We start from the raw sequence: 21,505 nt of genomic DNA, 5'->3' as shown, positions 1-21,505 counted from the left end.
ACTGCCCCAATAGTTTGCTAGGTTCTCTCCTCTCTAACTGGGGGGAGGGTTTTTTATTGGTGGCTAAAATTGCAGGGCATTCTGCGTCACTTGGGCGATCGCCTGATCGGTGGCCTTGGGCAGATGGTAATACTTACCCCCTGCTTGCTGGGCCAATTCCTTGCCCATCCCCGTGGAGACAAACTTATTCTCGGTATCAATCACCAAGAGCTTCAGACCCAAGGCTTGAATTTTAGCGGCAATTTCCAGTACTTCCGCTTTGACATCGGGCTTGGTCTCCGGCGGAATAGTTTCGCCAAGGGAACGGCTCAGGGGGATATTGCCCCGACCATCGGTAATGGCCACAATCATCACTTGACCAATCTCACCGCTTTGCTTGGCATTCAAACCCACTCGCACCGCTTGGGTCAGGCCGTGGGCAAGGGGAGAGCCACCCCCACAGGGCAGGGTTTCAAGGCGTCGCCGTGCCGCTTCAATGGATCGGGTGGGGGGTAGGAGCACCTCTGCCTGCTCGCCACGAAAGGGAATCAGCGCCACCATATCGCGGTTTTGATAAGCTTGGGTCAATAGGCGTAAAACAGCGCCCTTGGCAGAATTCATGCGGTTCAGTGCCATGGAGCCAGAGGCATCCACGACAAAAATAATCAAGGCACCCGCTTTGCGTACCAAACGTTTAATTCGCAGATCACTGTTTTCAACAATGACGCGGCGTTGGGGTTGGCGTAGGCGACGGGATTTTTGGTAGGGAGCGGCGCTGCGCAGGGTGGCATCCACAGCAATTCGACCCCCTCGGCCACGGGGCAAAATGGGGCGGATATAGCGACCGCGATCTTGGGAGTAAATCAGGCTGCGACTCCCCGATTTCCCTTGGCGTTGGGTCAGTTGGGCAAAGTAGAGCACCGACTCATCCAAGACCGTGCCATCGGCCTCAAAGACAAATTCCTCAGGAATGGGTGGCGTTTCCTGCTGCTCTTCCGGTGGCGTCTCTGGCTCATCGGGTTCTTCTTCGGGGTTAGACTGCTGATTCTCCGGCGGGGGCGGTGGTGGAGGTGGGGGCGGTGGTTGCTCCGGCGGCGGTTCCAGTTGCGTGGCTCGCGGCACAATCACCAGTTCAACAGCGCGGCGTAGATCTTCGGCATTCACTTCACTGCGGCCATTCAGGGCAGCATGGGCTTTGGCCACCCGCACCGCAAAGAGTTCTGCTCGATGGCCTTGAACACCGCCCCGTAGGGCTTCGGTGACCAGATAGGCAATTTGCTGCCGTTGAATTTTTACCTCCTTGAGCCATTCCCGCGCCAGAATAATTTGGGTGCGCAGATCCTCTAGCTCAGCATCGTACTGCTGCAAAAAGGCTTGGGGCGAATCAGCAAATTGGGTGGCATGATCCACCGCTGCAACCCGCTCATCTAAGCCCAGAACCGTATCCGCCGATAGGGCGATCGCAAACCGGTCCAGCAGATGGGGCGGCACTTCTCCCTCATCGGGATTAAAGGTGGCAATCAACAGGGGACGACAGGGGTGATCCAGACTAATCCCCTCCCGTTCAATTGGGTTGCGCCCAGCACTCAGCACGGCCATCAGCACATTGGCCAATTGTTCATCCAAGAGATTGATTTCATCCACATAGAGCACGCCGCGGTGGGCTGCCGCCAAGAGGCCGGGCTGAAAGACCGCTTCACCCCGCTGCACCGATTGACTCACATCCACAGCTCCCAAGAGGCGATCTTCGGTGACCCCTAGGGGAATTTGCACAAAGGGGGCTGGAATCACTTTGGTGGTCAAAGCAACATCGGGATGACTTTGGCGCCAAGCCTGCAAGCGGCTATCCCAGTCTTGGGGACGTTGGGGATCGGGGTTGGCAATGATCGGTACTGGGATCTCCCCTTGATCAATGACTTCAATGGGGGGCAATAGGGCATGAATACCCCGCGCAAGAACAGATTTGGCAGTCCCCCGCCGCCCGGCAATGATCACCCCCCCCAAACCGGGATCAACCGCGGCCAACAGCAGGGCAAGTTTAATGGCTTCTTGACCAACAATGGCGGTAATCGGAAAGGGGGCGATCGCGAGCGTCATTGCATCCCTGTTGAAGGTAAACAGCAGTCGTCATCATCTATCTTACCGAGGGTGAAACCCTTTCCCGCCTCTTTGGCTAGACTGGAGTGAGAAATTGCTGCGAGATGACCATGAGGTTTGTTGGCTCCACCCTAGCGGCTGTTGCCCTATTGACGATGACACCACTGGCGGCACTGGCACGCCCCCTTTCCTGTCGCTCCTATGAAAGTACCTTTGTGGCCACGGAGACTCGTAGCTATTGGGTGAATATCTGTGGGGGCGATCGCCCCGCCTACTATATGGCACGACACAAGCAGGATCCGCGCCTATCAATTCGGCTGCCCCTGCGGGATTGGAGTCCTCAAGGGTACTATTTTGAAGCCGTCAATGGTGAGTACACGTATCTATTGACCAAAACACCCCGCGGGATCTTCTTGACCGTGAATCGTGGTACCCATGAGCTACTGCGGGAACCTGTTTTGGAGCCGTGGTAAGCAAAGGAGCCAAATTGGTTACAATGAGTTCTTGTTAGCTGAGGCCGCCCTATGGCAGAAGAGATTTTCAATACTGCGGTAATTACGTTTACCCTGGTTCTGGTTGGTTTAGGCGCAGGCTACCTGCTGTTGCGCTTGACTCCCGACGATTAGCCACCAAATGCCCCTACCCGGCAAAGAGCACCAGCCACAGGGGCAATAGAAGAATTAAGGCAAAGAGGCTGGTTAAAATCACACTGGCAGCGAAAGCCCGGTCCAAGTGATATACATCCGCCAGAATTAGGGTCATAAAGGCGGGGGGCATGCCAGCTTGGAGTACCATCCCTAGACGGGGTCGGCCGCTGATGCCTACGAGGGTTAATCCGAGACCCAACAGGAGCGGTACCAGTAGCATCTTAATCGTCAGACAGGGAATGATGCGTTCCCAGCGGAGCTTGAGGGGAGCCTCACCGAGGCAGATGCCCATATAGATCAATCCAGCAATCACCATTAACCACCCCAAGGTTAAAAGTCCCTGTTGGGCGATCGCGGGTAGGGGATGTTGTCGTAGCAGCAGTCCGATGCCGACACACCAAAGGGTTGGATTCCGGCCAATGTGCCACAGCAGTTTTGCGATGGAAATGGCGCGATCGCCAAAACTCGCCGCCACGCCAATGCCAGCACTATAGGAAATGAGGAGCGTCCCCATCAGATCAAAAAACAACGCCCAACTGAAGTGCTCTTGCCCCAGCAGTCGCCAAGTAATTGGAAAGCCAATAAAACCCGTGTTGCCCACCATGGTCGCCAAGAGAAAACTGCCCTGCTCCTGCCGCGTGTGAGCGGGATATTGCTGCAACCACAGCCACGCCAAGCTGACGCCGATCCCCATTCCTAGCCACGCCAATAGCGGAGCCAACGTACTGTGACCCGTAATCGGGGTGGTGACAATAAAACTAAATGCCGTTAGGGGCGTCCCCACCCAGAACAACCCTTGCGCCAGCCAAGCCCCCGTCGTTGATGGCAAAAAACGGCTACTGCCATAGCCAATGCCCATGCACAGAAAGATTAATCCGTAGAGTTCAGCGAGGGTCGGCAGTAGGGTAAGGAGAATTTTCACGGGAAAAGCATACGCCTTGGGACAGGAATTCTGGCTTGACTTTGGCCAAAAAGACCAGCAGTGAAGCCGTGACCACTCCCTCCAACATAGCAAGGGGCAAATGGCCAATCCCAATCGCAGCGATCGCTAGCCATTCCCGCTGTTGATCCAAGGGTGCTGGCAGGCTCAGGAGAATCACTGCGCCAAATAAGAGAACAGCCAACAGCACAGCCCCCGCCCCAAGGATAAACCCGAGGAGCGATCGCCCCCTTGGCGGACAGCGATGCCACAGCCCCCGAAAAACAGCAGCGGCAAGGAGCGCTGGAATCCCCATGATCAGCGCATTGAGACCCAAGGTCGTCAGACCGCCATGACCAAACATCACCGCCTGTAGAAATAATCCCGCCACCACGGCTATCATTGCCCCTTCCCCCAAAAGAATCCCCAGACTGCCAAGGAACATGAGGTGCACACTGGCGGGAGGCAGCGGGATATAAACCGCAGAGGCGGTAAAAAAGGCAGCGGTTAATAGAGCTAATCGCGGCACGATCGCCAGCGGATCCACCGTTGCCCGCTGCAAACGGCGGCAAGACCACCACAGGAGACCACCGCTACCGGCATAACCCAGTCCACACCACAGGGGCGGCACTAAACCATCGGGGATGTGCATGACTACGACTCCACTGGCAGCCGCCGCCGCGACCAAGCAAAGCAAGCTGTGCCAATGGCACCCCAGAGCACTGCCAAGACCATGACCGTGATTTGTGCGGGAGTGTATTGACTCAGGGAAACCGTCCTTGGCGGTTCTGGGACGGCGGTAAGAGCAACCTCAGCCGTTGCTTGGGCATCGGTTGCTATCGGAATCGTGAGTAGGCCGCCATGTCCCCCTTGACGTACCTGCACCTGCCACTGACCGCGGCGATCGGGCACAAATTGAAACTCCCCTTGGGTATTGGTGGTTCCTGTTATTGCTGCTTCTTGGGGGCGATCGGGGGCAAAGACCTGTACCCTAGCATTTGCCATCGGTTCGCCACTGTCATAGCGCGCTGTAATGTGAATCACCTGTTGCGGTTTGTAGCGCAACTCAACCCCATGGGCAAGGGCTTGGGGAACTATCAGTCCTAAGGTAGCCACACTCGCTAAAACTGTTTTCATGAGGAAACCTCCCGACAGTGACCTTCGCCGACATGCCCCAGACCGCTAAGGGCTTTGCGCAGTGTTTCAAAATCTTTGGGGCTGAGTTTTTGCTGTAATCCTGTCCAGTCAACCGTGACTCCCTCAGGAGTGCCTAGGGCAGCAAAGGGGTCAAAGCCTACCGCGTCGCGATTGATCTCCGCCGTTGCTGGTTCAGCGCCATCACCAAAAAGATGATCAAAGTGGAGCGTAATCTCTAGCTCAGCGGAACTGTTCGCTGTGACTATTCCCTTGCGTTCATCGCCAATGTAGTCGCCACAAACAAAGGCCAAGGGCTGATCCAACGTAATGTCAAAGGGGAGAGTGACATTGCCCCGCTGCGCTGTTCCCACCAGTTGTAAACTGGGTGCGAGGGTCTGCCACTGCAGGGCATTGAAGTGACCCACCGCCGCCGCAGCACTGCCTACAAGGGGACGCTGATCACTCACCAAATCCACCGTCATAGGATCGCTAAACACAACCGTCACTTCACTGTCGGGGCGATCGCCCGCCTCAGGATCAAAAGGGGGATGGGTTTGGTAGGCAGTCACCGTACCCAACGTCAAATAGACATGGTCAAACTCGAGCTTCCAGCCATCTTTGCTTGTCCATCCCGTTTGCAAGCGCTCTTCACCATTGGCATAGAGCTGGAGAGTGCCCTTTTGCGAGGCGGGCGCACAACTGGCCAGTAGCACTGTACTGAAAATCGTGACTATCCCTAAACGTTGGTATAGATTCATTCCTTTGATCACGCCTGATCACGCCGAAAAAAGCCCCAGAAAGAGCACCCCTGTAGCTATTGGCAAAAGCAATAAAGACACTCTTCCTACCTTAGAAGGGGTGGCATTGGTTCTACAATGCACGGGAGGGGGATGGCGTGGCGGTATAGTGTCTTTACAGAGCGTGATGGAGCGAAAAATGAAACGGGTTTGGGGCTGGTTAGGACTTGTCCTCCTGCTGTGGGGACTGTGGACAGCGCCGAGTTGGGCGGGGTTACAAGACGATCGCTACGATGGGAATATCTTTGCTCTTTACGCTGGCAATGGCTCCTTAGTGCCACCAAAGGTCACCCTAGAGAAATCGCGTCAGAGCGATCGCGCCACATTGCTGCTGTTTTATGTGAACGATAGCCGCGACTGCAAGCAGTTTGCCTCAACCATCTCCCAATTGCAGGGGTACTATGGTCGCGTCACCGATTTCATCGCTATTGATGTCGATGCCTTACCCTTTGGGGCGCAGTTCTCCGCCAATGAAGCGGGCTACTACTACAAAGGCCGGGTGCCGCAAACCCTGATTTTCGATCGCCAAGGCCAATTGCGGCAGGAATTTATCGGTGTGGTGCCCTTTGAAACCCTCGATGACACGTTTCGGGAAGTGTTTGATTTGCTGCCGCGATCGCAATCTCTGGAACTGCGGCCGCGCCCTGTGAATGAAATCAATGTGGAACTGGTGCCCCCGCCACCTGTCAAAGGGAAGAAGCTGGCCAACGAAACGGTAGAGTAATAGTGAGCTTTGCAGCGAGGTACAAGATGGAGTTACCCACCCTACAGGAACGTCTAGCAGTTGTTTTGGCGAAACGGGAGAGCCTCAAAAAGCTCTTGGAACTCCCCGGTCATGGCACCCTCACCATTGACATTGAATCCGCCCTCGCCGAACTCGATGAATTGATTAGCGACTTCAAGCGCACGTTTCCAGACCTCGACATTCCTGCCTAGGAGGTTCACGATGGTGGAGATTACCAGTCGTTGGGTCAAGGTGGTCAATGGCGATCTGCTGATTGATGCCTACTTAGCCGAGCCTGTTGCCCCCGGCCGCTATCCGGCAGTGATTGTCTTTCAGGAAATTTTTGGCGTCAATGCCCATATCCGCGATGTGACCGAACGTATTGCCCGCGAAGGCTATGTGGCGATCGCCCCCGCCATTTACCAACGCTTTGCCCCCGGCTTTGAAACGGGCTACACCGCCGCTGATATTGATTTGGGGCGGCAGTACAAAAACCAAACCAAAGCCGAGGAACTCCTTAGTGACACCCAAGCGACCATTGCCTATCTGCGCGGCCTTGAAAATGTGGATGGGGATGCCATTGGTACGATTGGCTTTTGCTTTGGCGGTCATGTGGCCTATCTGGTGGCTCAGTTACCGGACATTAAAGCCACGGCCTCATTCTATGGCGCCGGGATGACAACCATGACCCCCGGCGGTGGCCTACCCACCATTGAAATCACACCGAAAATTCGCGGCACGCTCTATGCCTTCTTTGGCGATCGCGACCAAAGTATTCCCATGGAACAGGTGAAGCAAATTGAAACGGCGCTGCGCCACCACGGCATTCGCCACCACATCTTCATCTATCCAGCGGATCATGGCTTCTTCTGCGATCAACGGGATAGCTACGATGCAGCAGCAGCACGGGATGCGTGGGAACAAGTCAAAGAACTCTTCAACACCGTCCTACGGCAGCAACAGTGACCCTATCTTTACAGAACCTTTACATTTGACGCAGTTGCAGCGGAATGGGTTCAATACAAAGGGCTATAGTAAAAGTAGATTGCGTGTTCCCCATCGCCTAAACAATGCCAAAGGCAGTTGCCAAGCTTTAATATTCTTTTAAGTCATGTTCTTTATCCCCGCTGTTGCTGTCTATGACTACTCCTACCCACAAAGTTCTGCTGAAGCAGGGATCCCTTGTTCTCAAGCAGTGCAAAAAAGCCCTTCTTGAACGAGATATGGCTGTCCTTCAGCAGCAGGCACGCATTTTACAAGTTGCAGCAGTGGCATCCCGGCAAACGCTGATTGAGGCAGAAGCACGGCTCTTGGAGCAGGCAGCCCAGCAAAATCAACCCCGGCGAGCAGCGGAAATTCTGATGAAAATCAAAGAATGCTTGGTTGCCCTAGCGGGGGATCAACGTGACTTTGACAGCCTGCCAGGCGTGGCAGCAGAGACTGAGGCACCTGCGAAAAAGCCCCCCTTTATCCAGCGTCCCCATGATGACAGCTACACGAAACGCTTGGGGAACTATCTGGTTGAAGCAGAATTGGTGACACCCGCACAAATTGAAGTTGCCTTAGCCGATCAGCGAGCCACAGGGGCAAGACTCGGCGATATTTTGGTAGCACGGGGATGGCTGCGCAAGGGCACGATTGAGTTCATCATGGAGCGCGTGGTCTTACCCGATCGCCGTCGTCAGGAGGCAGAAACTCCCTCTTCGCCATCAACCTCTCCCGCAACTCAATCGCCCCGCACACCCCCCGCCCCTGGTACGTCAGTGAATGACCGGGCAACCTTCATTGATACCAGCCACTTAAATTCTCTGTAGGTTTGGCGGCAGTGGCGATCGCGTATTCTCCGAAGGTTTTGGAACGGGGCGATCGCGCCCTGCGCTGTAGTCCCTTTTTGCCCCTCTTGTTTCAGACAATGCAGCAGCGGAGTGTGGCACTCCTAGAAATTGTGGGCGAAGCGGGTCTTCAATCGGGATTCACGCGATCGCCCTTGCCTGTGCTCCTAGCAGAAGCAGAGTTGGACTGGTTGATCCGCGTCGGTTTACTGCGCCGCGAAGTGGATGGCCAAGGCCTCACCGATCGCTATCGCCTCACTCCCTTGGGGCAACAGTTGATTCAACGTTATCGCCAACCCACATGGGCGGCCTCTTGGGGCGATCGCTGGCGCAATCAACTCAGCCGCTGGTGGGGAATGTAACGGTTCTGTAATGACCTGTAATGCATTGGGGATTTTCGCTACCATGCTTTATGAGTGCCGTTAGCAAGAGCGAGACGCAGCTTTTTATGGTTAATACCGTCGCCAAACCAGAGTTTGAAGAACTGCGGCCGGGCATTAAAGCCCCCGCCAAGGAAACCATCCTCACGCCCCGCTTCTATACCACTGACTTTGAAGCGATGGCCAATATGGACATTACTGAAAACAAAGCAGAACTTCAGGCCATCCTTGAGGAATTCCGCTGCGACTACAACCGCCACCACTTTGTGCGGGATGCAGAATTTGAACAGTCTTGGGATCACATTGATGGCGAAACCCGCCAGTTATTTATTGAATTTTTGGAGCGTTCCTGCACAGCGGAATTTTCTGGCTTTCTCCTCTACAAAGAACTCAGCCGCAAGCTCAAGGATCGCAACCCCCTATTGGCAGAATGCTTTGCCCTGATGTCTCGCGATGAAGCCCGCCACGCTGGCTTCTTGAATAAAGCGATGGCCGACTTTAACCTATCGCTGGATCTTGGCTTTTTGACGCAGCACCGCAGTTACACCTACTTTGAACCGGAATTCATCTTCTACGCCACCTACCTCTCCGAGAAAATTGGTTACTGGCGCTACATTACGATCTATCGCCATCTGGAGAAGCACCCCGAACATCGCATCTACCCCATCTTCCGCTTCTTTGAGAACTGGTGCCAAGACGAAAACCGCCACGGTGACTTCTTTGATGCCGTGATGCGTGCCCAGCCGCAAATGCTCGATCGGCCGCGCACCTTCTGGCAAAAGATTAAGGAAATTCCCCTGTCCCTCTCTGGTAAGAAATGGGCACGCTACTTCATGGTCTGCTGGCTGCCACCAAAACTGTGGTGCCGCTTCTTCCTGCTCTCGGTCTTTGCCACAATGTACCTCAACGATTTGCAACGGGCGAAGTTCTATGCTGCGATTGGCTTGGATGCCCGCGAGTATGATCGTGAGGTGATTGCCAAAACCAATGAAACCGCAGGCCGTGTTTTTCCGGTGATTCTCGATGTCGATCATCCAGAATTTTATCAGCGGTTAGAGCGGTGTGTCGAAAACAATGCCAAGCTGACAGAAATTAGCAAGCAAAATGGCGGTTTTCTGAAGAAACTTCCCCTCTATCTCTCGAATGTGTGGCAAATGATCAAGTTGTTCTTGATCCCCGCCAAGGCACCCACGACGGCGGCAGTGCGTTAATTTCCTCTGCGGCTTAAAAATATACTGATCTCCATGGGTTGCGTCTGCGGGCGTAACCTTTTTTTCACTTTTCCTACAATTGATGTCCGTATTATTACGGAGTGTTGCGGGAGTATGAAAAGAATCTAAAAGCACTTTTGACCACTGGGGATCGCTAAAACCTGCTTCCTAGGCCTCTTTGACCCTGTGATCACTGCAAAAGTCGCTGAGGACAATTTCATAGGATGGAAGGTAGAGAGCCTAAAGATTTTACTTCGGAGTTGATCCCCGCGATGGACAGCCCAATTCTCACTCCCACAACTTGCCGCTTTTGCCGCTTCTATTATTCCGAAGGGCGGCGTGGTGGTACCTGTGAAAAACTGAATGTGCCGGTGCGGGGGTTTTGGCGGGCCTGTCCCTTGGCGGCAGCCATCCCTAGCCGTGAACATCAGCCAGCGATCGCGACAAGCCCATCAACCACTGCTAGGGCGGTGAGTGCGTCCGTATTTTTCTTTGAGGATGATCCCGAAGCCATTGAGTGACCTCAGCAAGGGTGGGTTGACCAGCGATCGCCCCCCGTTTTGTCGTCACGAGCGCCCCCACCACCGTGGCAAATTCTAAACAAGCAGCCTGCCATTGGGGGTCACGGTAGATTTCCGGGCTGCCCTGTAATAACTGGGCAATCCAACCCGCAACAAAGCCATCGCCGGCACCAGTGGTATCCACAACGGGCATGGCGGGTGGTTGTAATTCCCCTTGATTTCCGTGCCAGCAGTAGTGAATAGTTTGATCCCCGTCAGTAATGACCACAGCATGGTCAGGTGCCGTCCCCCAAAGGGCACGATAGACAACTTGGGGATCACTGTCAGAGAAAAATAATTCCGCCTCTTCCTTGGCCAGTTTCAGGAAATGCGCCTGTGCTAAAAAAGGACGAATGCGTTCAGGAGCAGCACTCGCATCCCGCCAAAAGATCGGTCGCCAGTTGGCATCAATGAGAATAAAGGCACCGTTTTGCCGCAGTTGCTGGACTAGATGTTCAATGGTGGTGGCGGTGGGTTCACTGGCTAGTCCGAGCGTGCCGGTGACGAAAAATTGTGCCCCAGCTAGGAACGATGGCGAGACTTGCTGGCCAGAGAACTGCATATCGGCAAAGACAGAAGTTCCCGCTGGCGCAAATCCCACAAACTGGCGATCGCCCCCCACCAATTGAACGCGCACTTGCCGCGTCGGCACCCCAGCGACCCGCTCGACCGCTTCGATATTGACGCCCAAAGCGGCTAATTCGGCACAGGCTTGCTCCCCTAAGGCATCGTCCCCCACAGCCCCCAAAAAGGCCGCACTCACCCCCAACTTCACCAAACCACAGGCCACATTGGCCGGGGCACCCCCCAGAAAACACTGCGGGGGATCAGGGGGCACTTCTAAACAGTCAAAGAGGACTTCGCCAGCACAGAGGACAGTGGGTTGGGACATCCCTAATGATTCGCTATAGGGCAATTTAGTTTTTTCTATTGATCCCTAGCCTAGCGATCGCTAGGGGAGTGTGTCAAAATGGTAGCAATTCCAAGATCGAGGGACACTGCAACCGTGTTTGTTCTCAGTGGTTACGAGTATTTTCTTGGCTTTTTGATTATCTGTGGTCTGGTACCCGTACTGGCTTTAGCTGCCTCTGCGCTATTGCGTCCCAAATCCGGGCGGATGATCCGCTTGACGACCTACGAATCGGGGATGGAACCCATTGGTGGCGCGTGGATTCAGTTCAATGTGCGCTACTACATGTTTGCCCTCGTCTTTGTCATTTTTGATGTGGAAACGGTCTTTTTATATCCTTGGGCGGTGGCCTTCCATCAGTTGGGCTTACTGGCCTTTATTGAAGCCTTGATTTTCATTGCCATTCTGGTCGTGGCTCTAGTTTATGCGTGGCGCAAACGTGCCCTCGAATGGTCTTGAGTGAGTTGATTGCCTTTAGGTTGGAGCAGCGAACATGAGTGACACCCCCGAAGCCCCCATTGTTGAAGCTGGCCCTGTATACCGCCTTCTCCAGTCTCAAAACCTGAGTGTGGAATCCCTCGGTACCGATGCCTCTGGCGTAGAAATCATCAAAGTGGATCGCGATCGCCTGCTGGCGGTGTGCCAAGCCCTCTATGCCGACGGCTTTAACTATTTGCAGTGCCAAGCCGCCTATGATTCGGGTCCCGGCCAAGACTTGGTGAGCACATACCACCTGATCAAGCTCAGTGATAATGCCGATCGCCCCCCAGAGGTGCGGATTAAAGTCTTTGTCCCTCGGGATGATGCCCGTGTGCCTTCCGTCTATTGGATTTGGAAAACCGCCGACTGGCAAGAGCGGGAATCCTACGATATGTTTGGCATTGTCTATGAGGGGCACCCAAATTTGAAGCGCATCCTTATGCCCGAGGATTGGGTGGGCTGGCCGCTGCGCAAAGACTACATCACCCCTGACTTCTACGAGTTGCAGGAAGCCTACTAAGCGCCCTTGGTTCCCGCTGATGCTGCCTATTGGTACAGTTGGTCACAGGTACCCGGCCTTGGCTCGGTGTTACTCAAACGCCTCTGGCAGCACTTTGGCGATTTGAAAACTGCTTGGGAAGCCTCCGTAGAAACCTTAGGAAAAGTAGAGGGGATTGGTGCCAAACTCCAAGGGGCGATCGCCCACTATCGTCAGCAGTGCCAACCCCTAGCTCTCTACGAGCACCACTGCCAGCAAAATCCCCACCATTGGGTGCTGAGTGACCCTCGCTATCCACCACTGCTGCGCGAAATTCCCGATCCGCCGCCCTTGCTCTACTATGGCGGGACTCGCATTTTAGAAATTCTCAGTCAACCCACACCAACTGTTGCCATTGTCGGCACCCGTGATCCTTCAGAATATGCGCAGCGTTGGGCGCACAAGCTGGGGTATGCCCTTGCCCAAGCTGGGTTTATTGTTGTTTCCGGCATGGCCGCAGGCATTGATGGCGCGGCGCATCGTGGCTCTTTAGAAGCTGGAGGTGCCACACTGGCCGTCTTAGCCACGGGTGTGGATATGATCTACCCACCAGAAAATCGTTCGCTTTATTACCAGATTCGTGAACGCGGGGGATTCTTGAGCGAGTATCCTAGGGGCGTGGGTGCCGATCGCCCCCAATTTCCCCGTCGCAACCGCATCATTGCTGGTCTGTGCCGTGCGGTGATTATTGCAGAGGCTCCCTACAAATCCGGTGCCCTGATCACTGCTCGCTATGCTGCCGAGTATGGTCGTGATGTCTATGTGCTGCCGGGGCATCTCGATAACCACCGTGCCAAGGGTGCCCTGAGTCTGGTGAATCAAGGGGCACAGATTATCTTGGGAGAAGAAGCTCTCCTCGAACAATTGGGGCATACACCCCCCCTCGATCCAACACCCTTCTCAGCCCCACCCCCAACGCTATCGCCCCCCCAGCAACAGATTCTCGAGGCGATTCAACAACTGAGCCAAGGCAGCAATAGTGTTGCCTTTGATGACATTGTGCAGCGCGTACCCTTGGAAACAGGGGTGGTGATGGCAGAACTAATGCACTTGGAGCTAACGGGTTGGGTCGAGCAGCAGCCGGGGAATCGCTATCGCAAAACTAGCCGTTAAAGTTTCATCAATAAATCTTGGAGGGTAAAATGACAAACTCCCAGAACCTACAACATCCCCGCGAAGCCCAAGATCGCTTAGTCCTCGAGCGCTTGGGACAAGAGGGCATCAGTGATTACAACTTGGCGGAATTGGGGCGATTGCTGATTCGCTATGATGGCTTCCCCGGTGCCGAAACCAATAAGAAGTTAATGGCAGAGCTGCTAGAAAAATGGCAACTCACGGAGGAAGAACTGTTTGAGCGTACCCGTGCCATTCACGCTCGCGGCGGTGTTTACAAGCTGGGCAGCAATAAACGGGAGGATTGGACTTAGATTTCTTTGCCGTAGAGGCGATCAAGGGTACGAAAGTCCTTTTCTGCTTCTTGCCAAAGGAGTCGGTTATCCGGATCGGCTTTCAGCGCGCGATGCAGGTATTCCCGTGCCGCTTGGGGCTGGCGATCGCGAATGAGTTGCCTCGCCCAGCACTGATAGGTGACGGCTTGCCACTGGCGCACTTCGGCATCTTGAGGCAGCCGACTGGCCAACCCTTCCACAAGGGATATGGCACGTTGATAGCAGCGATATTTGAGAAATTCCTGAAGTTGGCGATAGCTAGCGTGCTTCAGTTCAATCTCAAAGGCAGAGAGAGGCGGCGGTGGCTGCGGTGGGCGAGATTGGGGTTCTGATTTAACAGGGGTAGGCCGAAAGGTGGGCAGTCCTCGTACTAATTTTTCATAGGCCTGTTGGAGGAGAATAAACTTCTCATGGGCAGTGCGATCGCCGGGGTTGACATCGGGATGATAGCGTCGTGCTAGCCGTCGGTAGGCGGATTTCACTTGAGCTAAGGACGCCCCTTGTGGCAACTCCAGAATGCGATAGCACTCTTCTAAATTCATTCCGCAGGGCACAACATGACATCTGCTTTGCATTGTCGGATGTTCACTTCGGTTCTGCAACCAATGTCCTACGCTGGAATCAAGTGAAACATGCGGAGTAGCCCCAGCGTGGAGTCGGCGCACATTTTAGGGACACGGATTGATGTCACCACCTACAACCAAGCCTGTGATCTAATCGCTGAGTGGATTGCTCAAGGCAAGGGGGGCTATGTGGTTGCCGCGAATGTTCATGTGGTGATGACGGGGGTGTGGCGATCGCCCTTTCAACAGGTGGTGAATGGTGCCCAACTGGTGACCTCTGACGGCATGCCCTTGGTGTGGGGCTTACGGCTCTTGGACTTTCCGCAAGCAGAGCGGGTCTATGGACCGGATTTGATGCTGGCGTTGTGCGATCGCGCCCAAGAGGAAGGCTGGCGTATTTTCCTCTATGGCAGTGAACCCCTCGTGTTAGAGCGGCTGCAATGGAATCTGCGAGAGCGCTTTCCCAAGATGCAGTTGGTGGGTGCCTACGCGCCGCCCTTTCGCCCCTTGACCCCTGAGGAGGAGGCCAGCGATCGCCAGCGCATTCTTGATAGCGGTGCTGATCTGGTTTTTGTCAGCCTTGGCTGTCCCAAGCAGGAGGAGTGGATGGCTCGCCAAAGCCCTTTTCTGCCGATTGTCTTGGTGGGTGTGGGAGCGGCCTTTAATTTTCACAGTGGCGTTGTGGCGCAAGCGCCTCGCTGGATGATGGCGATCGGTCTGGAGTGGCTCTTTCGACTCCTGCAAGAACCCCGCCGCCTCTGGCAACGCTATCTGCTGAACAATCCCGCATTTGTTGTGCTTTTTGCCGCTCAACTCCTGCGTTACTGGCTAGGCCGACGGCAAGGCAAGAGACTGTCCTAGGGTTTGCAAGGGAGAGCGTCCCACCTGTTGCTGTGCCCACTGAAGGCTTTGCTGCAATCGAGTCACCAAGGGCAGAGATTTTGCTTGGGGAGCAGTCTCAAAGTAATGGATCAAACTCAAGCCACTCAAGCGCAACACATAGGCTGCCGTTGCCCCCTGTAAACAGCTCCCTGCCAAATAGGTGAGGGAATTGCCCTTGAGCCACTGTCCTAGGGATTGGGTGCCCAGTTCCACAGCCCCCAACTGCACCATTAGCCGCAATAGCTCCTTGGCAAGGGGTTCAGCATCCGCCAAGCGAAAGGAGCGTTGGTAGATTTGACCGAGATCCCACGTGAGGCGCACCAATAGCCCCCCGGCCATGACGAGATCCAGAAGCGGAAGAGGATTCACTGCCGTTGCCGCCGCTGCCAGCCATTGGTAGCGTTCAATGATCGGGGTGGCTCGTTCTTGGCGATACTGGTTGAGGGCGGATTGCGCCTGTTGATGGAGTTGTTGGGCACGGCGATAGGTGCCGGCTAAGACCAGATTCGCTCGCTGTTGGGTGAGACAGTGCAGCACTGCGGAGGTGAGTTCTTGGGGATTGTGGGGTGTAAAGGGAATGAGTTGATCTTGTCCAATCTGGAGTTGTTGCAGTTGCTGCTGTAAATGCACTGCCACGCGATCGCAAAGCGCGCCCTTCGGGCGATCGCGCTCCTGCACCATTTCTGGATACCACACCACAAGAACGTGATAATGGCTTGCTTGCAATACCCGCAGCATCTCAAACTCACTGGCGGTAAGGGCACCCGTTACGGTCAAAAGCACTAAGTCTGCCTGGGGCACCGTTGCCAATGTTTGCTGCTGAAACGTACAGCTATCGAGGGGTAGGGTAGCGACGGCATCGTACACCCGATTGAGAGCATAGGCCGATTGCCCGAGAACACACACCTCAACCGTTGGGCTATCTAACCGCTGTTGGAGTTGGCTGTGGGCTGATTGTAGGGAGGCTTGGCGCTCTATGGGAAGTTCCTGCAAAAGGCTCCGCGTGTCTGCCAGTTGCTTTTCCAGTAATTGAGGATGCAGAGAAGGTTGAGGGGGAGCCGGGTTTGGCGCAGCGGGCGATCGCCGCCAGTACCAATAGCCCAACCCTAGACCAAGAATCAGCAGCCATCCCCACGGATGGTCATTCACCCAGCCACTCAACAACAAGAGAATAATGGCGGCAGCAACAGCCATGTCCTTGTACCCCAAGCAAATCCTTTGTTTGTTAGCTTACCGTGACTGGTGAGCAGCACTCAAATTCCCAAGGCTCGAGGAAATGCAGCCTGAATTTTCTGTCCGCCTATGAAGGTTTCCCCACCTGCTGCGCGAGGATCTGGGGGACATGTTCAAACGGAATCCCATTAAATCTGTTGCATAATCACGCGATCGCCACAGGAATTTAGACAGGGCGCGGCCTTCAATGGGTGGCTCTTGTCAATTCAGGAACGAAGGGGACTATGTTAGCAATCCTCCGATGCGCTTCACCCCTTGTGACTGCTAGGATGGGAGTTACGCTCAAATTTTCAATTTTTCAATAAGGATTTCTGACGCCAATGGATGTTATCCCCGCCATTGATTTACTTGACGGCAAATGTGTGCGCCTAGTGCAAGGGGACTATGGTAAGGTCAAGGTTTTTCATGATGATCCTCTAAAAGTTGCCCTCTACTGGCAGCGGTTGGGTGCTCCCCGCTTGCATGTCGTTGACCTAGATGCAGCCAAAACGGGCGAACCGCGAAATTATGATCTGATTGCCAAGATCGTCGCCTCCCTTGAAATTCCTGTGCAGGTGGGGGGTGGCTTGCGATCGCGCCAAGCAGTGGCTGATCTCTTTCTCCAAGGTGTCAATCGTGCCATTTTGGGTACCGTGGCTCTTGAGGATCCAGAGCTAGTGGCCAGTTTGGCCGCAGAATACCCCGGACGCATTTGGGTAGGGCTGGATGCTCGCGATGGCTATGTGGCAACGCGGGGTTGGCTAGACACCTCAACGATCTTGGCCACCGATCTTGCCCAAAAAATGGCAACAATGGGGGTAGCAGGGTTTGTTTACACCGATATTCAGCGGGATGGCACTCTCCAAGGGCCGAATATTCCAGCACTGCGGCAGTTATTGGCGGCAACCGATCGCCCGGTCATTGCATCGGGTGGCGTGGGTTCCCTCACAGATATTCTCAGTCTCTTTGCCCTCAGTCCCCAAGGGTTATCGGGGGTGATCGTCGGTAAGGCACTTTATACCAAAGCAGTGGATTTGCGGGAAGCGGTTCGGGCTGTCGGTCAAGGTCGCTGGCAAGATATTCCGCCAGATTTGGGAAGCACGACTTGGGCATAAGTAGCCTAAGATCAAGGCGTTGTTACCCCTAAAACGGAATGTTAAAGCACCCTGCACTGCGCTCCCTTGGCAAAATTTGGCGACTACTGGATCGGGGCGATCGCTGGCAACTGGCAGGCATTGGTGTCTTGATGCTCATTGGCAGTATTTGGGAAGCCTTGGGGGTAGGCTTGGTGCTGCCCTTTATTGCTGTCGTCGAAAAACCGGAACGCTTAAACGCCCTCCTATTTTGGCGAGAGGTTCCTCTAACCCCTGCAGAGCAATCCCAGTGGCTATTGATCCTCAGTGCTGCCCTAGGGCTTTTATATGTGGGCAAGAACCTGTTTATTGCCTTGAGCACCTATCTTCAGTTGCGGTTTCTGAACAGTAAGTACCGCAAATTCTCAAGTTTATTGTTGCAATCCTATCTCTACAAACCCTACACATTTCACCTGCAAAACAATACTGCTAAACTAATCCAGAATGTAAATACTGAAATAAATAATGTTTTTAATTCGTATCTCCTGCCTTTATTAGTTATTTTTTCTGAATCTCTAATTGTTTTTGCCATATTTTCAGTCATTATTTGGAGTAACCCTCTCATCTCAATCTTGGTTATTATCCTAATCTCAACTCTATCCTTGCTTTTCTTTCAAGCCTTTCGCCATAAGCTCAAGGAAGTGGGTCAACGTCGCATTGATTATGCTCAAAAATCGATCCAAAGCATTAGTGAGAGTTTGGGTGGTATCAAAGAAGCGAAAGTCCTAGGTCGCGAGCAGCAATTCCTGAAGACCTATACTGAAAACATGACTGAAGACCGCAAAGCAAACTTAGTTTTGCAGTTTATTCAGCAGTTACCCCGTGCTTATTTTGAAACGTTAGCTGTTCTCACAATTATTCTTATTGTTATCGTCAACTTGCTTCAGCGGGGCAACGTGGCACAAGTTCTGCCGCTAATTTCTCTATTTGCAGCTGCAGCGTTTCGTCTGTTGCCATCGGCAACTCGCTTAACCAACAACCTTAACTCCGTTATTTACTATTCTGCTTCTGTCGATTTGTTGTATGACGATCTTTTAGAAGCCAGAATGTTGCAGGCTCCCTCTACCGCTGCTGCAGCAGCAGAACCAATTTTTCAGGATCGCCTCGAACTAATTGATCTGCACTACACCTATCCCAATGCCCCTCGGCCAGCCCTCTGTGGGGTTTCTCTCACAATTAAACAGGGGGAAATGATTGGCTTTGTCGGATCTTCAGGGGCAGGGAAAACCACGATTGTCGATCTAATTTTGGGACTCCTAGAACCTTCTCAAGGGGATATTCGTGTGGATGGTGAGAGTATTTACCACAACCTTGCCCAATGGCAACGGCAGATTGGCTATATTCCCCAAACCATTTATCTTTCCGATGACACGCTGCGCCACAACATTGCCTTTGGCTTACCGGCAGAGGCCATTGATGAAACGGCTTTGTGGGCGGCGGTAGAAGCGGCTCAGTTATCCACGTTTGTCCGTACTCTGCCTGAGGGACTAGATACCGTTGTGGGTGAACGGGGGGTGCGCCTTTCGGGAGGACAGCGCCAGCGAATTGGCATTGCCCGTGCCCTTTACCACAACCCCTCAGTGCTCATTATGGATGAAGCAACAGCGGCTCTTGACAATCAAACGGAAGCGGGAGTGATGGATGCGATTCAAGCCCTTAGTGGTGCAAAAACCATTATTATGATTGCCCACCGCCTCAGCACTGTCATGGCGTGCGATCGCCTGTACCTAATGGCCAATGGCCAAGTGGCGGCTGTCGGGAGCTACCAAGAACTCCTGCAAAACAGTCCAGACTTTCGAGCCATGGCGCAAGGGTATGCAGGCGCTAGCTAGCGGCTCGCTTCTACTTCCTTGAGGGTACGTGCCATTAAAACACGGTGGGTACCGCGTTCGGGTTCGCCGGAGGCTGGCTGTCGTTGCTGGTAGGTGCCATCGGGTTGCAGCTCCCACGCTTGGCGATTGTCTGCCAACATAATTTCCAGCAGCTCTTTGAGTTCCAGTTGAATGGTTGGATCTTGAATGGGGGTAATGGCTTCAACGCGGCGGTCTAAGTTGCGCGATCGCCAGTCGGCACTGCCAATGTAGTACTCTGGCTCGCCATTGTTGCCAAAGTAGAAAATCCGTGAGTGCTCCAAAAAGCGGCCAATGATACTAATCACCCGAATGCGATCGCTCACCCCCGGTACCCCCGGCCGCAGACAGCACATGCCACGAATAATTAGATCAATTTCTACCCCTGCTTGGGACGCCTCATAGAGGGCACGAATCACCTGCGTATCTGTGATCGCATTCATCTTGGCAATAATTCGGCCGGGGTGACCATTGCGGGCGTGTTCAATCTCACGGTAAATCAATTGCAGCGTGCGATCGCGCATTGTAACCGGGGCAACGAGAAGCTGGCGATAATCCCGTTGGCGGGAATAGCCCGTGAGCACATTAAAGAGTTCCGAGAGATCCGCTCCTAACTCGTCACGGCAGGAAAACAGCCCTAGGTCCTCATAGAGGCCAGCAGTTTTGGGATTGTAATTGCCCGTGCCAATGTGGACATAGCGACGAATTTGCCCCGCCTCTTGGCGCACAACCAAAACCGTTTTTGTGTGGGTCTTGAGACCCGGTACGCCATAGACCACGTGGACGCCCACTTTTTCCAGCTTCCGTGCCCAGAGGATATTGTTCTCCTCGTCAAAGCGCGCCTTCAGTTCCACCAAGACCGCCACCTGTTTGCCATTCTCTGCGGCTTTAATCAGGGCACTGACAATCGGCGAGTCCCCTGAGGTGCGATAGAGGGTCATTTTAATCGCCAGCACCTGGGGATCGTGGGCCGCCAAGGTGATAAAGCGCTGCACCGTTGCCGCAAAGGAATGGTAGGGGTGGTGCACCAGAATATCTCCCTCCCGAATCAGGCTAAATAGTTCATTGGCCACGGCTTCCCAGTAGTCGGTGCCCAAAGTTGTAATCTCACTGGTGGTGTCAAACATTGACTCCCGCTCTTCCACCCGCTGAAAACGGGGAGGCACTTGGGGGTACCATTCCGAATCCTTCAAGTGGGGCAGGGGCAAGCTCATAAAGGCAAACAAATCATTGAGGCACAACAGACCATCCAGTTCATAGACATCAATCTCCTCAAGATCCATCTCTTCCATCAGGGTTTGCCTCAGAAGCGGTGGAATGCCCCGCTGCACCTCTAGACGCACCACCGAGCCAAAGCGACGCTTGCGAATTTCCTGCTCAATGGCAATCAGTAAATCATCCGCCTTGTCCGTTTCTAGTTCGAGGTCAGCACTACGGGTAATGCGAAAGGCAAAGTAGGCCTGAATCTCCATCCCCGGAAAGAGGGCACTGAGGTTGTGGGCAATCATTTCTTCGAGGGGAACGCCTAGCCAATGGGCACCTTGAGGCGAGTGCAAATGTTGGGGCAGGGCAACAAAGCGCGGAAACCGATTCGGTACCTTCACCCGTGCCAGTCGCTCTTGGCCAGATTCGGGATCACGGATCAGAACCGCAAGGTTGAGGCTGAGGCTAGAGATATAGGGAAAGGGGTGCGCCGGATCGACTGCTAAGGGGGTGAGCACCGGAAAAACTTGCGCTTGGAAGTAGTCGTTGAGGTAGGCCTGCTGCTCAGGGGTCAACTCATTAAAGCGGGTGAGAAAAATGGCTTCCTTGGCCAAGAGAGCACGCAATTCTTGGTCGAAATAGCGGTGTTGCTCAGTAACGATTGGTAGCAGATATTGCCGCACTGCTTGTAATTGCTCCGCTGGGGGCATGCCATCGGCTCCCCCTTGAACAATGCCACTTTCCACTTGCTGCTTCAAACCCGCCACCCGCACCATGAAAAATTCATCTAAGTTGGAACTGAAAATGGCCATAAATTTCAGCCGCTCTAGGAGCGGTGTGCGGGGGTCATAGGCCTCGTGGAGTACCCGCTTATTAAATTCCAGCCAACTCAGGGAGCGGTTGAAGTAGTACTGCGGATTCTGGAGGTCAATGGGGTTAGACACTTTACGGCGAGGGGACTTCGCAGGGGTCATAGCCGTTTGTTCTACGTTGTCGGTTGCAC

General features: G+C 54.0%; 25 protein-coding genes. 16 read left to right on the top strand and 9 right to left on the bottom strand.

The window, feature by feature from the left end:
- Positions 1-63 precede the first annotated feature (63 nt).
- Positions 64-2,076 carry a magnesium chelatase ATPase subunit D gene (gene bchD / locus RHK62_RS03985; protein ID WP_310438476.1) on the bottom strand — a complete coding sequence of 671 codons (2,013 nt, stop codon included), beginning with the start codon at positions 2,074-2,076 and terminating at the stop codon, positions 64-66.
- Between the two features lie 110 nt (positions 2,077-2,186).
- Here bchD and RHK62_RS03980 point away from each other — a divergent pair, with 110 nt between their 5' ends.
- Both RHK62_RS03980 and petM read left to right on the top strand, forming a co-directional pair.
- Positions 2,187-2,549 carry a hypothetical protein gene (locus tag RHK62_RS03980; RefSeq protein ID WP_302676726.1) on the top strand — a complete coding sequence of 121 codons (363 nt, stop codon included), beginning with the start codon at positions 2,187-2,189 and terminating at the stop codon, positions 2,547-2,549.
- 51 nt (positions 2,550-2,600) lie between these two features.
- Positions 2,601-2,702 carry a cytochrome b6-f complex subunit PetM gene (gene petM / locus RHK62_RS03975; RefSeq protein ID WP_011057256.1) on the top strand — a complete coding sequence of 34 codons (102 nt, stop codon included), beginning with the start codon at positions 2,601-2,603 and terminating at the stop codon, positions 2,700-2,702.
- Between the two features lie 13 nt (positions 2,703-2,715).
- Here petM and RHK62_RS03970 read toward each other — a convergent pair whose 3' ends face one another.
- From RHK62_RS03970 to RHK62_RS03955, 4 genes are read right to left on the bottom strand one after another with little or no spacing between them, the layout of a single operon-like run.
- Complete coding sequence (locus RHK62_RS03970; RefSeq protein WP_310438475.1) at positions 2,716-3,645, bottom strand: AEC family transporter; 930 nt, start codon at positions 3,643-3,645, stop codon at positions 2,716-2,718.
- Positions 3,608-4,294, bottom strand: coding sequence for a cobalt transporter CbiM (cbiM, locus tag RHK62_RS03965; RefSeq protein ID WP_310453302.1), 687 nt, complete (start codon positions 4,292-4,294; stop codon positions 3,608-3,610). Before cbiM ends, RHK62_RS03970 begins: the two co-directional genes overlap by 38 nt.
- 2 nt (positions 4,295-4,296) lie before the next feature.
- Entirely contained in the window at positions 4,297-4,779 is a 483-nt protein-coding gene (locus RHK62_RS03960) for a carboxypeptidase regulatory-like domain-containing protein (RefSeq protein WP_206201186.1), read from the bottom strand.
- Entirely contained in the window at positions 4,776-5,537 is a 762-nt protein-coding gene (locus RHK62_RS03955; RefSeq protein WP_310453301.1) for a DUF4382 domain-containing protein, read from the bottom strand. The genes RHK62_RS03960 and RHK62_RS03955 overlap by 4 nt, the downstream gene beginning before the upstream one ends.
- 178 nt (positions 5,538-5,715) lie before the next feature.
- Here RHK62_RS03955 and RHK62_RS03950 point away from each other — a divergent pair, with 178 nt between their 5' ends.
- From RHK62_RS03950 to RHK62_RS03920, 7 genes are all read left to right on the top strand, one after another.
- A complete protein-coding gene (locus RHK62_RS03950; protein ID WP_225901648.1) occupies positions 5,716-6,300 on the top strand; it encodes a thylakoid membrane photosystem I accumulation factor in 585 nt (194 codons plus the stop codon).
- Positions 6,301-6,326: 26 nt separating this feature from the next.
- Positions 6,327-6,512: a hypothetical protein gene (locus RHK62_RS03945; protein ID WP_149820101.1), complete on the top strand. Its 186-nt coding sequence runs from the start codon at positions 6,327-6,329 to the stop codon at positions 6,510-6,512.
- Positions 6,513-6,522: 10 nt separating this feature from the next.
- The gene (locus RHK62_RS03940; protein ID WP_310453300.1) at positions 6,523-7,266 is read left to right on the top strand and encodes a dienelactone hydrolase family protein; all 744 of its coding nucleotides are present in this window, start codon (positions 6,523-6,525) and stop codon (positions 7,264-7,266) included.
- 173 nt (positions 7,267-7,439) lie between these two features.
- Positions 7,440-8,114 (top strand): hypothetical protein, encoded by a 675-nt coding sequence (locus tag RHK62_RS03935; RefSeq protein ID WP_302678930.1) that lies wholly within the window; start codon positions 7,440-7,442, stop codon positions 8,112-8,114.
- 11 nt (positions 8,115-8,125) lie between these two features.
- Positions 8,126-8,494, top strand: a complete 369-nt coding sequence (locus RHK62_RS03930) for an Npun_F0494 family protein (RefSeq protein ID WP_302678931.1) — start codon at positions 8,126-8,128, stop codon at positions 8,492-8,494.
- 86 nt (positions 8,495-8,580) lie between these two features.
- Entirely contained in the window at positions 8,581-9,723 is a 1,143-nt protein-coding gene (gene acsF, locus RHK62_RS03925) for a magnesium-protoporphyrin IX monomethyl ester (oxidative) cyclase (RefSeq protein WP_149820092.1), read from the top strand.
- Between the two features lie 272 nt (positions 9,724-9,995).
- Positions 9,996-10,244, top strand: coding sequence for a hypothetical protein (locus RHK62_RS03920; protein WP_190278043.1), 249 nt, complete (start codon positions 9,996-9,998; stop codon positions 10,242-10,244).
- Here the strand turns inward: RHK62_RS03920 and RHK62_RS03915 are convergent.
- Positions 10,186-11,175 carry a carbohydrate kinase gene (locus tag RHK62_RS03915; protein WP_302678932.1) on the bottom strand — a complete coding sequence of 330 codons (990 nt, stop codon included), beginning with the start codon at positions 11,173-11,175 and terminating at the stop codon, positions 10,186-10,188. The two genes, RHK62_RS03920 and RHK62_RS03915, sit on opposite strands and share 59 nt — an antisense overlap.
- 114 nt (positions 11,176-11,289) lie before the next feature.
- Here RHK62_RS03915 and ndhC point away from each other — a divergent pair, with 114 nt between their 5' ends.
- Genes ndhC through RHK62_RS03895 form a run of 4 tightly spaced genes read left to right on the top strand, consistent with a single transcriptional unit; the run spans position 11,290 to position 13,638 of the window.
- Positions 11,290-11,652 (top strand): photosynthetic/respiratory NAD(P)H-quinone oxidoreductase subunit C, encoded by a 363-nt coding sequence (gene ndhC / locus RHK62_RS03910; RefSeq protein ID WP_149820086.1) that lies wholly within the window; start codon positions 11,290-11,292, stop codon positions 11,650-11,652.
- Positions 11,653-11,686: 34 nt separating this feature from the next.
- The gene (locus RHK62_RS03905) at positions 11,687-12,193 is read left to right on the top strand and encodes an NAD(P)H-quinone oxidoreductase subunit J (RefSeq protein WP_302678933.1); all 507 of its coding nucleotides are present in this window, start codon (positions 11,687-11,689) and stop codon (positions 12,191-12,193) included.
- 6 nt (positions 12,194-12,199) lie between these two features.
- Positions 12,200-13,324: a DNA-processing protein DprA gene (gene dprA, locus RHK62_RS03900; RefSeq protein WP_302678934.1), complete on the top strand. Its 1,125-nt coding sequence runs from the start codon at positions 12,200-12,202 to the stop codon at positions 13,322-13,324.
- A 29-nt stretch (positions 13,325-13,353) separates the two neighbouring features.
- Positions 13,354-13,638 (top strand): DUF3288 family protein, encoded by a 285-nt coding sequence (locus RHK62_RS03895; protein WP_206201194.1) that lies wholly within the window; start codon positions 13,354-13,356, stop codon positions 13,636-13,638.
- On the opposite strand, the gene RHK62_RS03890 is transcribed toward RHK62_RS03895, so the two are convergent.
- Positions 13,635-14,201 carry a J domain-containing protein gene (locus RHK62_RS03890; RefSeq protein ID WP_225901650.1) on the bottom strand — a complete coding sequence of 189 codons (567 nt, stop codon included), beginning with the start codon at positions 14,199-14,201 and terminating at the stop codon, positions 13,635-13,637. The two genes, RHK62_RS03895 and RHK62_RS03890, sit on opposite strands and share 4 nt — an antisense overlap.
- Positions 14,202-14,309: 108 nt before the next feature.
- Between RHK62_RS03890 and RHK62_RS03885 the strand changes: the two genes are divergently transcribed.
- Positions 14,310-15,083: a WecB/TagA/CpsF family glycosyltransferase gene (locus RHK62_RS03885; RefSeq protein WP_310453299.1), complete on the top strand. Its 774-nt coding sequence runs from the start codon at positions 14,310-14,312 to the stop codon at positions 15,081-15,083.
- Here RHK62_RS03885 and RHK62_RS03880 read toward each other — a convergent pair.
- Entirely contained in the window at positions 15,051-16,298 is a 1,248-nt protein-coding gene (locus RHK62_RS03880; protein WP_206201197.1) for a YcjF family protein, read from the bottom strand. The two genes, RHK62_RS03885 and RHK62_RS03880, sit on opposite strands and share 33 nt — an antisense overlap.
- A gap of 359 nt (positions 16,299-16,657) precedes the next feature.
- On the opposite strand from RHK62_RS03880, the gene hisA reads away from it, so the two are divergent.
- Together hisA and RHK62_RS03870 are read left to right on the top strand one after the other, a co-directional pair.
- On the top strand, positions 16,658-17,431 hold the full coding sequence (gene hisA / locus RHK62_RS03875) for a 1-(5-phosphoribosyl)-5-[(5-phosphoribosylamino)methylideneamino]imidazole-4-carboxamide isomerase (protein ID WP_310453298.1): 774 nt from the start codon (positions 16,658-16,660) through the stop codon (positions 17,429-17,431).
- A gap of 38 nt (positions 17,432-17,469) precedes the next feature.
- A complete protein-coding gene (locus tag RHK62_RS03870) occupies positions 17,470-19,281 on the top strand; it encodes an ABC transporter ATP-binding protein (RefSeq protein ID WP_310453297.1) in 1,812 nt (603 codons plus the stop codon).
- Here the strand turns inward: RHK62_RS03870 and ppk1 are convergent.
- Positions 19,278-21,476: a polyphosphate kinase 1 gene (gene ppk1 / locus RHK62_RS03865; RefSeq protein WP_310453296.1), complete on the bottom strand. Its 2,199-nt coding sequence runs from the start codon at positions 21,474-21,476 to the stop codon at positions 19,278-19,280. The genes RHK62_RS03870 and ppk1 overlap by 4 nt on opposite strands.
- Positions 21,477-21,505 lie beyond the last annotated feature (29 nt).

Source organism: Thermosynechococcus sp. HY213 (genome assembly GCF_031460975.1).
Classification (GTDB): Bacteria; Cyanobacteriota; Cyanobacteriia; order Thermosynechococcales; family Thermosynechococcaceae; genus Thermosynechococcus.
Note: the sequence above shows the minus strand (reverse complement) of the source record. Positions and strands in the feature narration are given on the sequence as shown.

Bases quoted from the DNA above. Each gene is read 5' to 3' on its own strand.
- bchD (WP_310438476.1), bottom strand. From the start codon at position 2,076: ATGACGCTCGCGATCGCCCCCTTTCCGATTACCGCCATTGTTGGTCAA.
- RHK62_RS03980 (WP_302676726.1), top strand. From the start codon at position 2,187: ATGAGGTTTGTTGGCTCCACCCTAGCGGCTGTTGCCCTATTGACGATG.
- petM (WP_011057256.1), top strand. From the start codon at position 2,601: ATGGCAGAAGAGATTTTCAATACTGCGGTAATTACGTTTACCCTGGTT.
- cbiM (WP_310453302.1), bottom strand. From the start codon at position 4,294: ATGCACATCCCCGATGGTTTAGTGCCGCCCCTGTGGTGTGGACTGGGT.
- RHK62_RS03960 (WP_206201186.1), bottom strand. From the start codon at position 4,779: ATGAAAACAGTTTTAGCGAGTGTGGCTACCTTAGGACTGATAGTTCCC.
- RHK62_RS03955 (WP_310453301.1), bottom strand. From the start codon at position 5,537: ATGAATCTATACCAACGTTTAGGGATAGTCACGATTTTCAGTACAGTG.
- RHK62_RS03950 (WP_225901648.1), top strand. From the start codon at position 5,716: ATGAAACGGGTTTGGGGCTGGTTAGGACTTGTCCTCCTGCTGTGGGGA.
- RHK62_RS03945 (WP_149820101.1), top strand. From the start codon at position 6,327: ATGGAGTTACCCACCCTACAGGAACGTCTAGCAGTTGTTTTGGCGAAA.
- RHK62_RS03940 (WP_310453300.1), top strand. From the start codon at position 6,523: ATGGTGGAGATTACCAGTCGTTGGGTCAAGGTGGTCAATGGCGATCTG.
- RHK62_RS03935 (WP_302678930.1), top strand. From the start codon at position 7,440: ATGACTACTCCTACCCACAAAGTTCTGCTGAAGCAGGGATCCCTTGTT.
- acsF (WP_149820092.1), top strand. From the start codon at position 8,581: ATGGTTAATACCGTCGCCAAACCAGAGTTTGAAGAACTGCGGCCGGGC.
- RHK62_RS03920 (WP_190278043.1), top strand. From the start codon at position 9,996: ATGGACAGCCCAATTCTCACTCCCACAACTTGCCGCTTTTGCCGCTTC.
- RHK62_RS03915 (WP_302678932.1), bottom strand. From the start codon at position 11,175: ATGTCCCAACCCACTGTCCTCTGTGCTGGCGAAGTCCTCTTTGACTGT.
- RHK62_RS03905 (WP_302678933.1), top strand. From the start codon at position 11,687: ATGAGTGACACCCCCGAAGCCCCCATTGTTGAAGCTGGCCCTGTATAC.
- RHK62_RS03895 (WP_206201194.1), top strand. From the start codon at position 13,354: ATGACAAACTCCCAGAACCTACAACATCCCCGCGAAGCCCAAGATCGC.
- RHK62_RS03890 (WP_225901650.1), bottom strand. From the start codon at position 14,201: ATGAATTTAGAAGAGTGCTATCGCATTCTGGAGTTGCCACAAGGGGCG.
- RHK62_RS03880 (WP_206201197.1), bottom strand. From the start codon at position 16,298: ATGGCTGTTGCTGCCGCCATTATTCTCTTGTTGTTGAGTGGCTGGGTG.
- hisA (WP_310453298.1), top strand. From the start codon at position 16,658: ATGGATGTTATCCCCGCCATTGATTTACTTGACGGCAAATGTGTGCGC.
- RHK62_RS03870 (WP_310453297.1), top strand. From the start codon at position 17,470: ATGTTAAAGCACCCTGCACTGCGCTCCCTTGGCAAAATTTGGCGACTA.
- ppk1 (WP_310453296.1), bottom strand. From the start codon at position 21,476: ATGACCCCTGCGAAGTCCCCTCGCCGTAAAGTGTCTAACCCCATTGAC.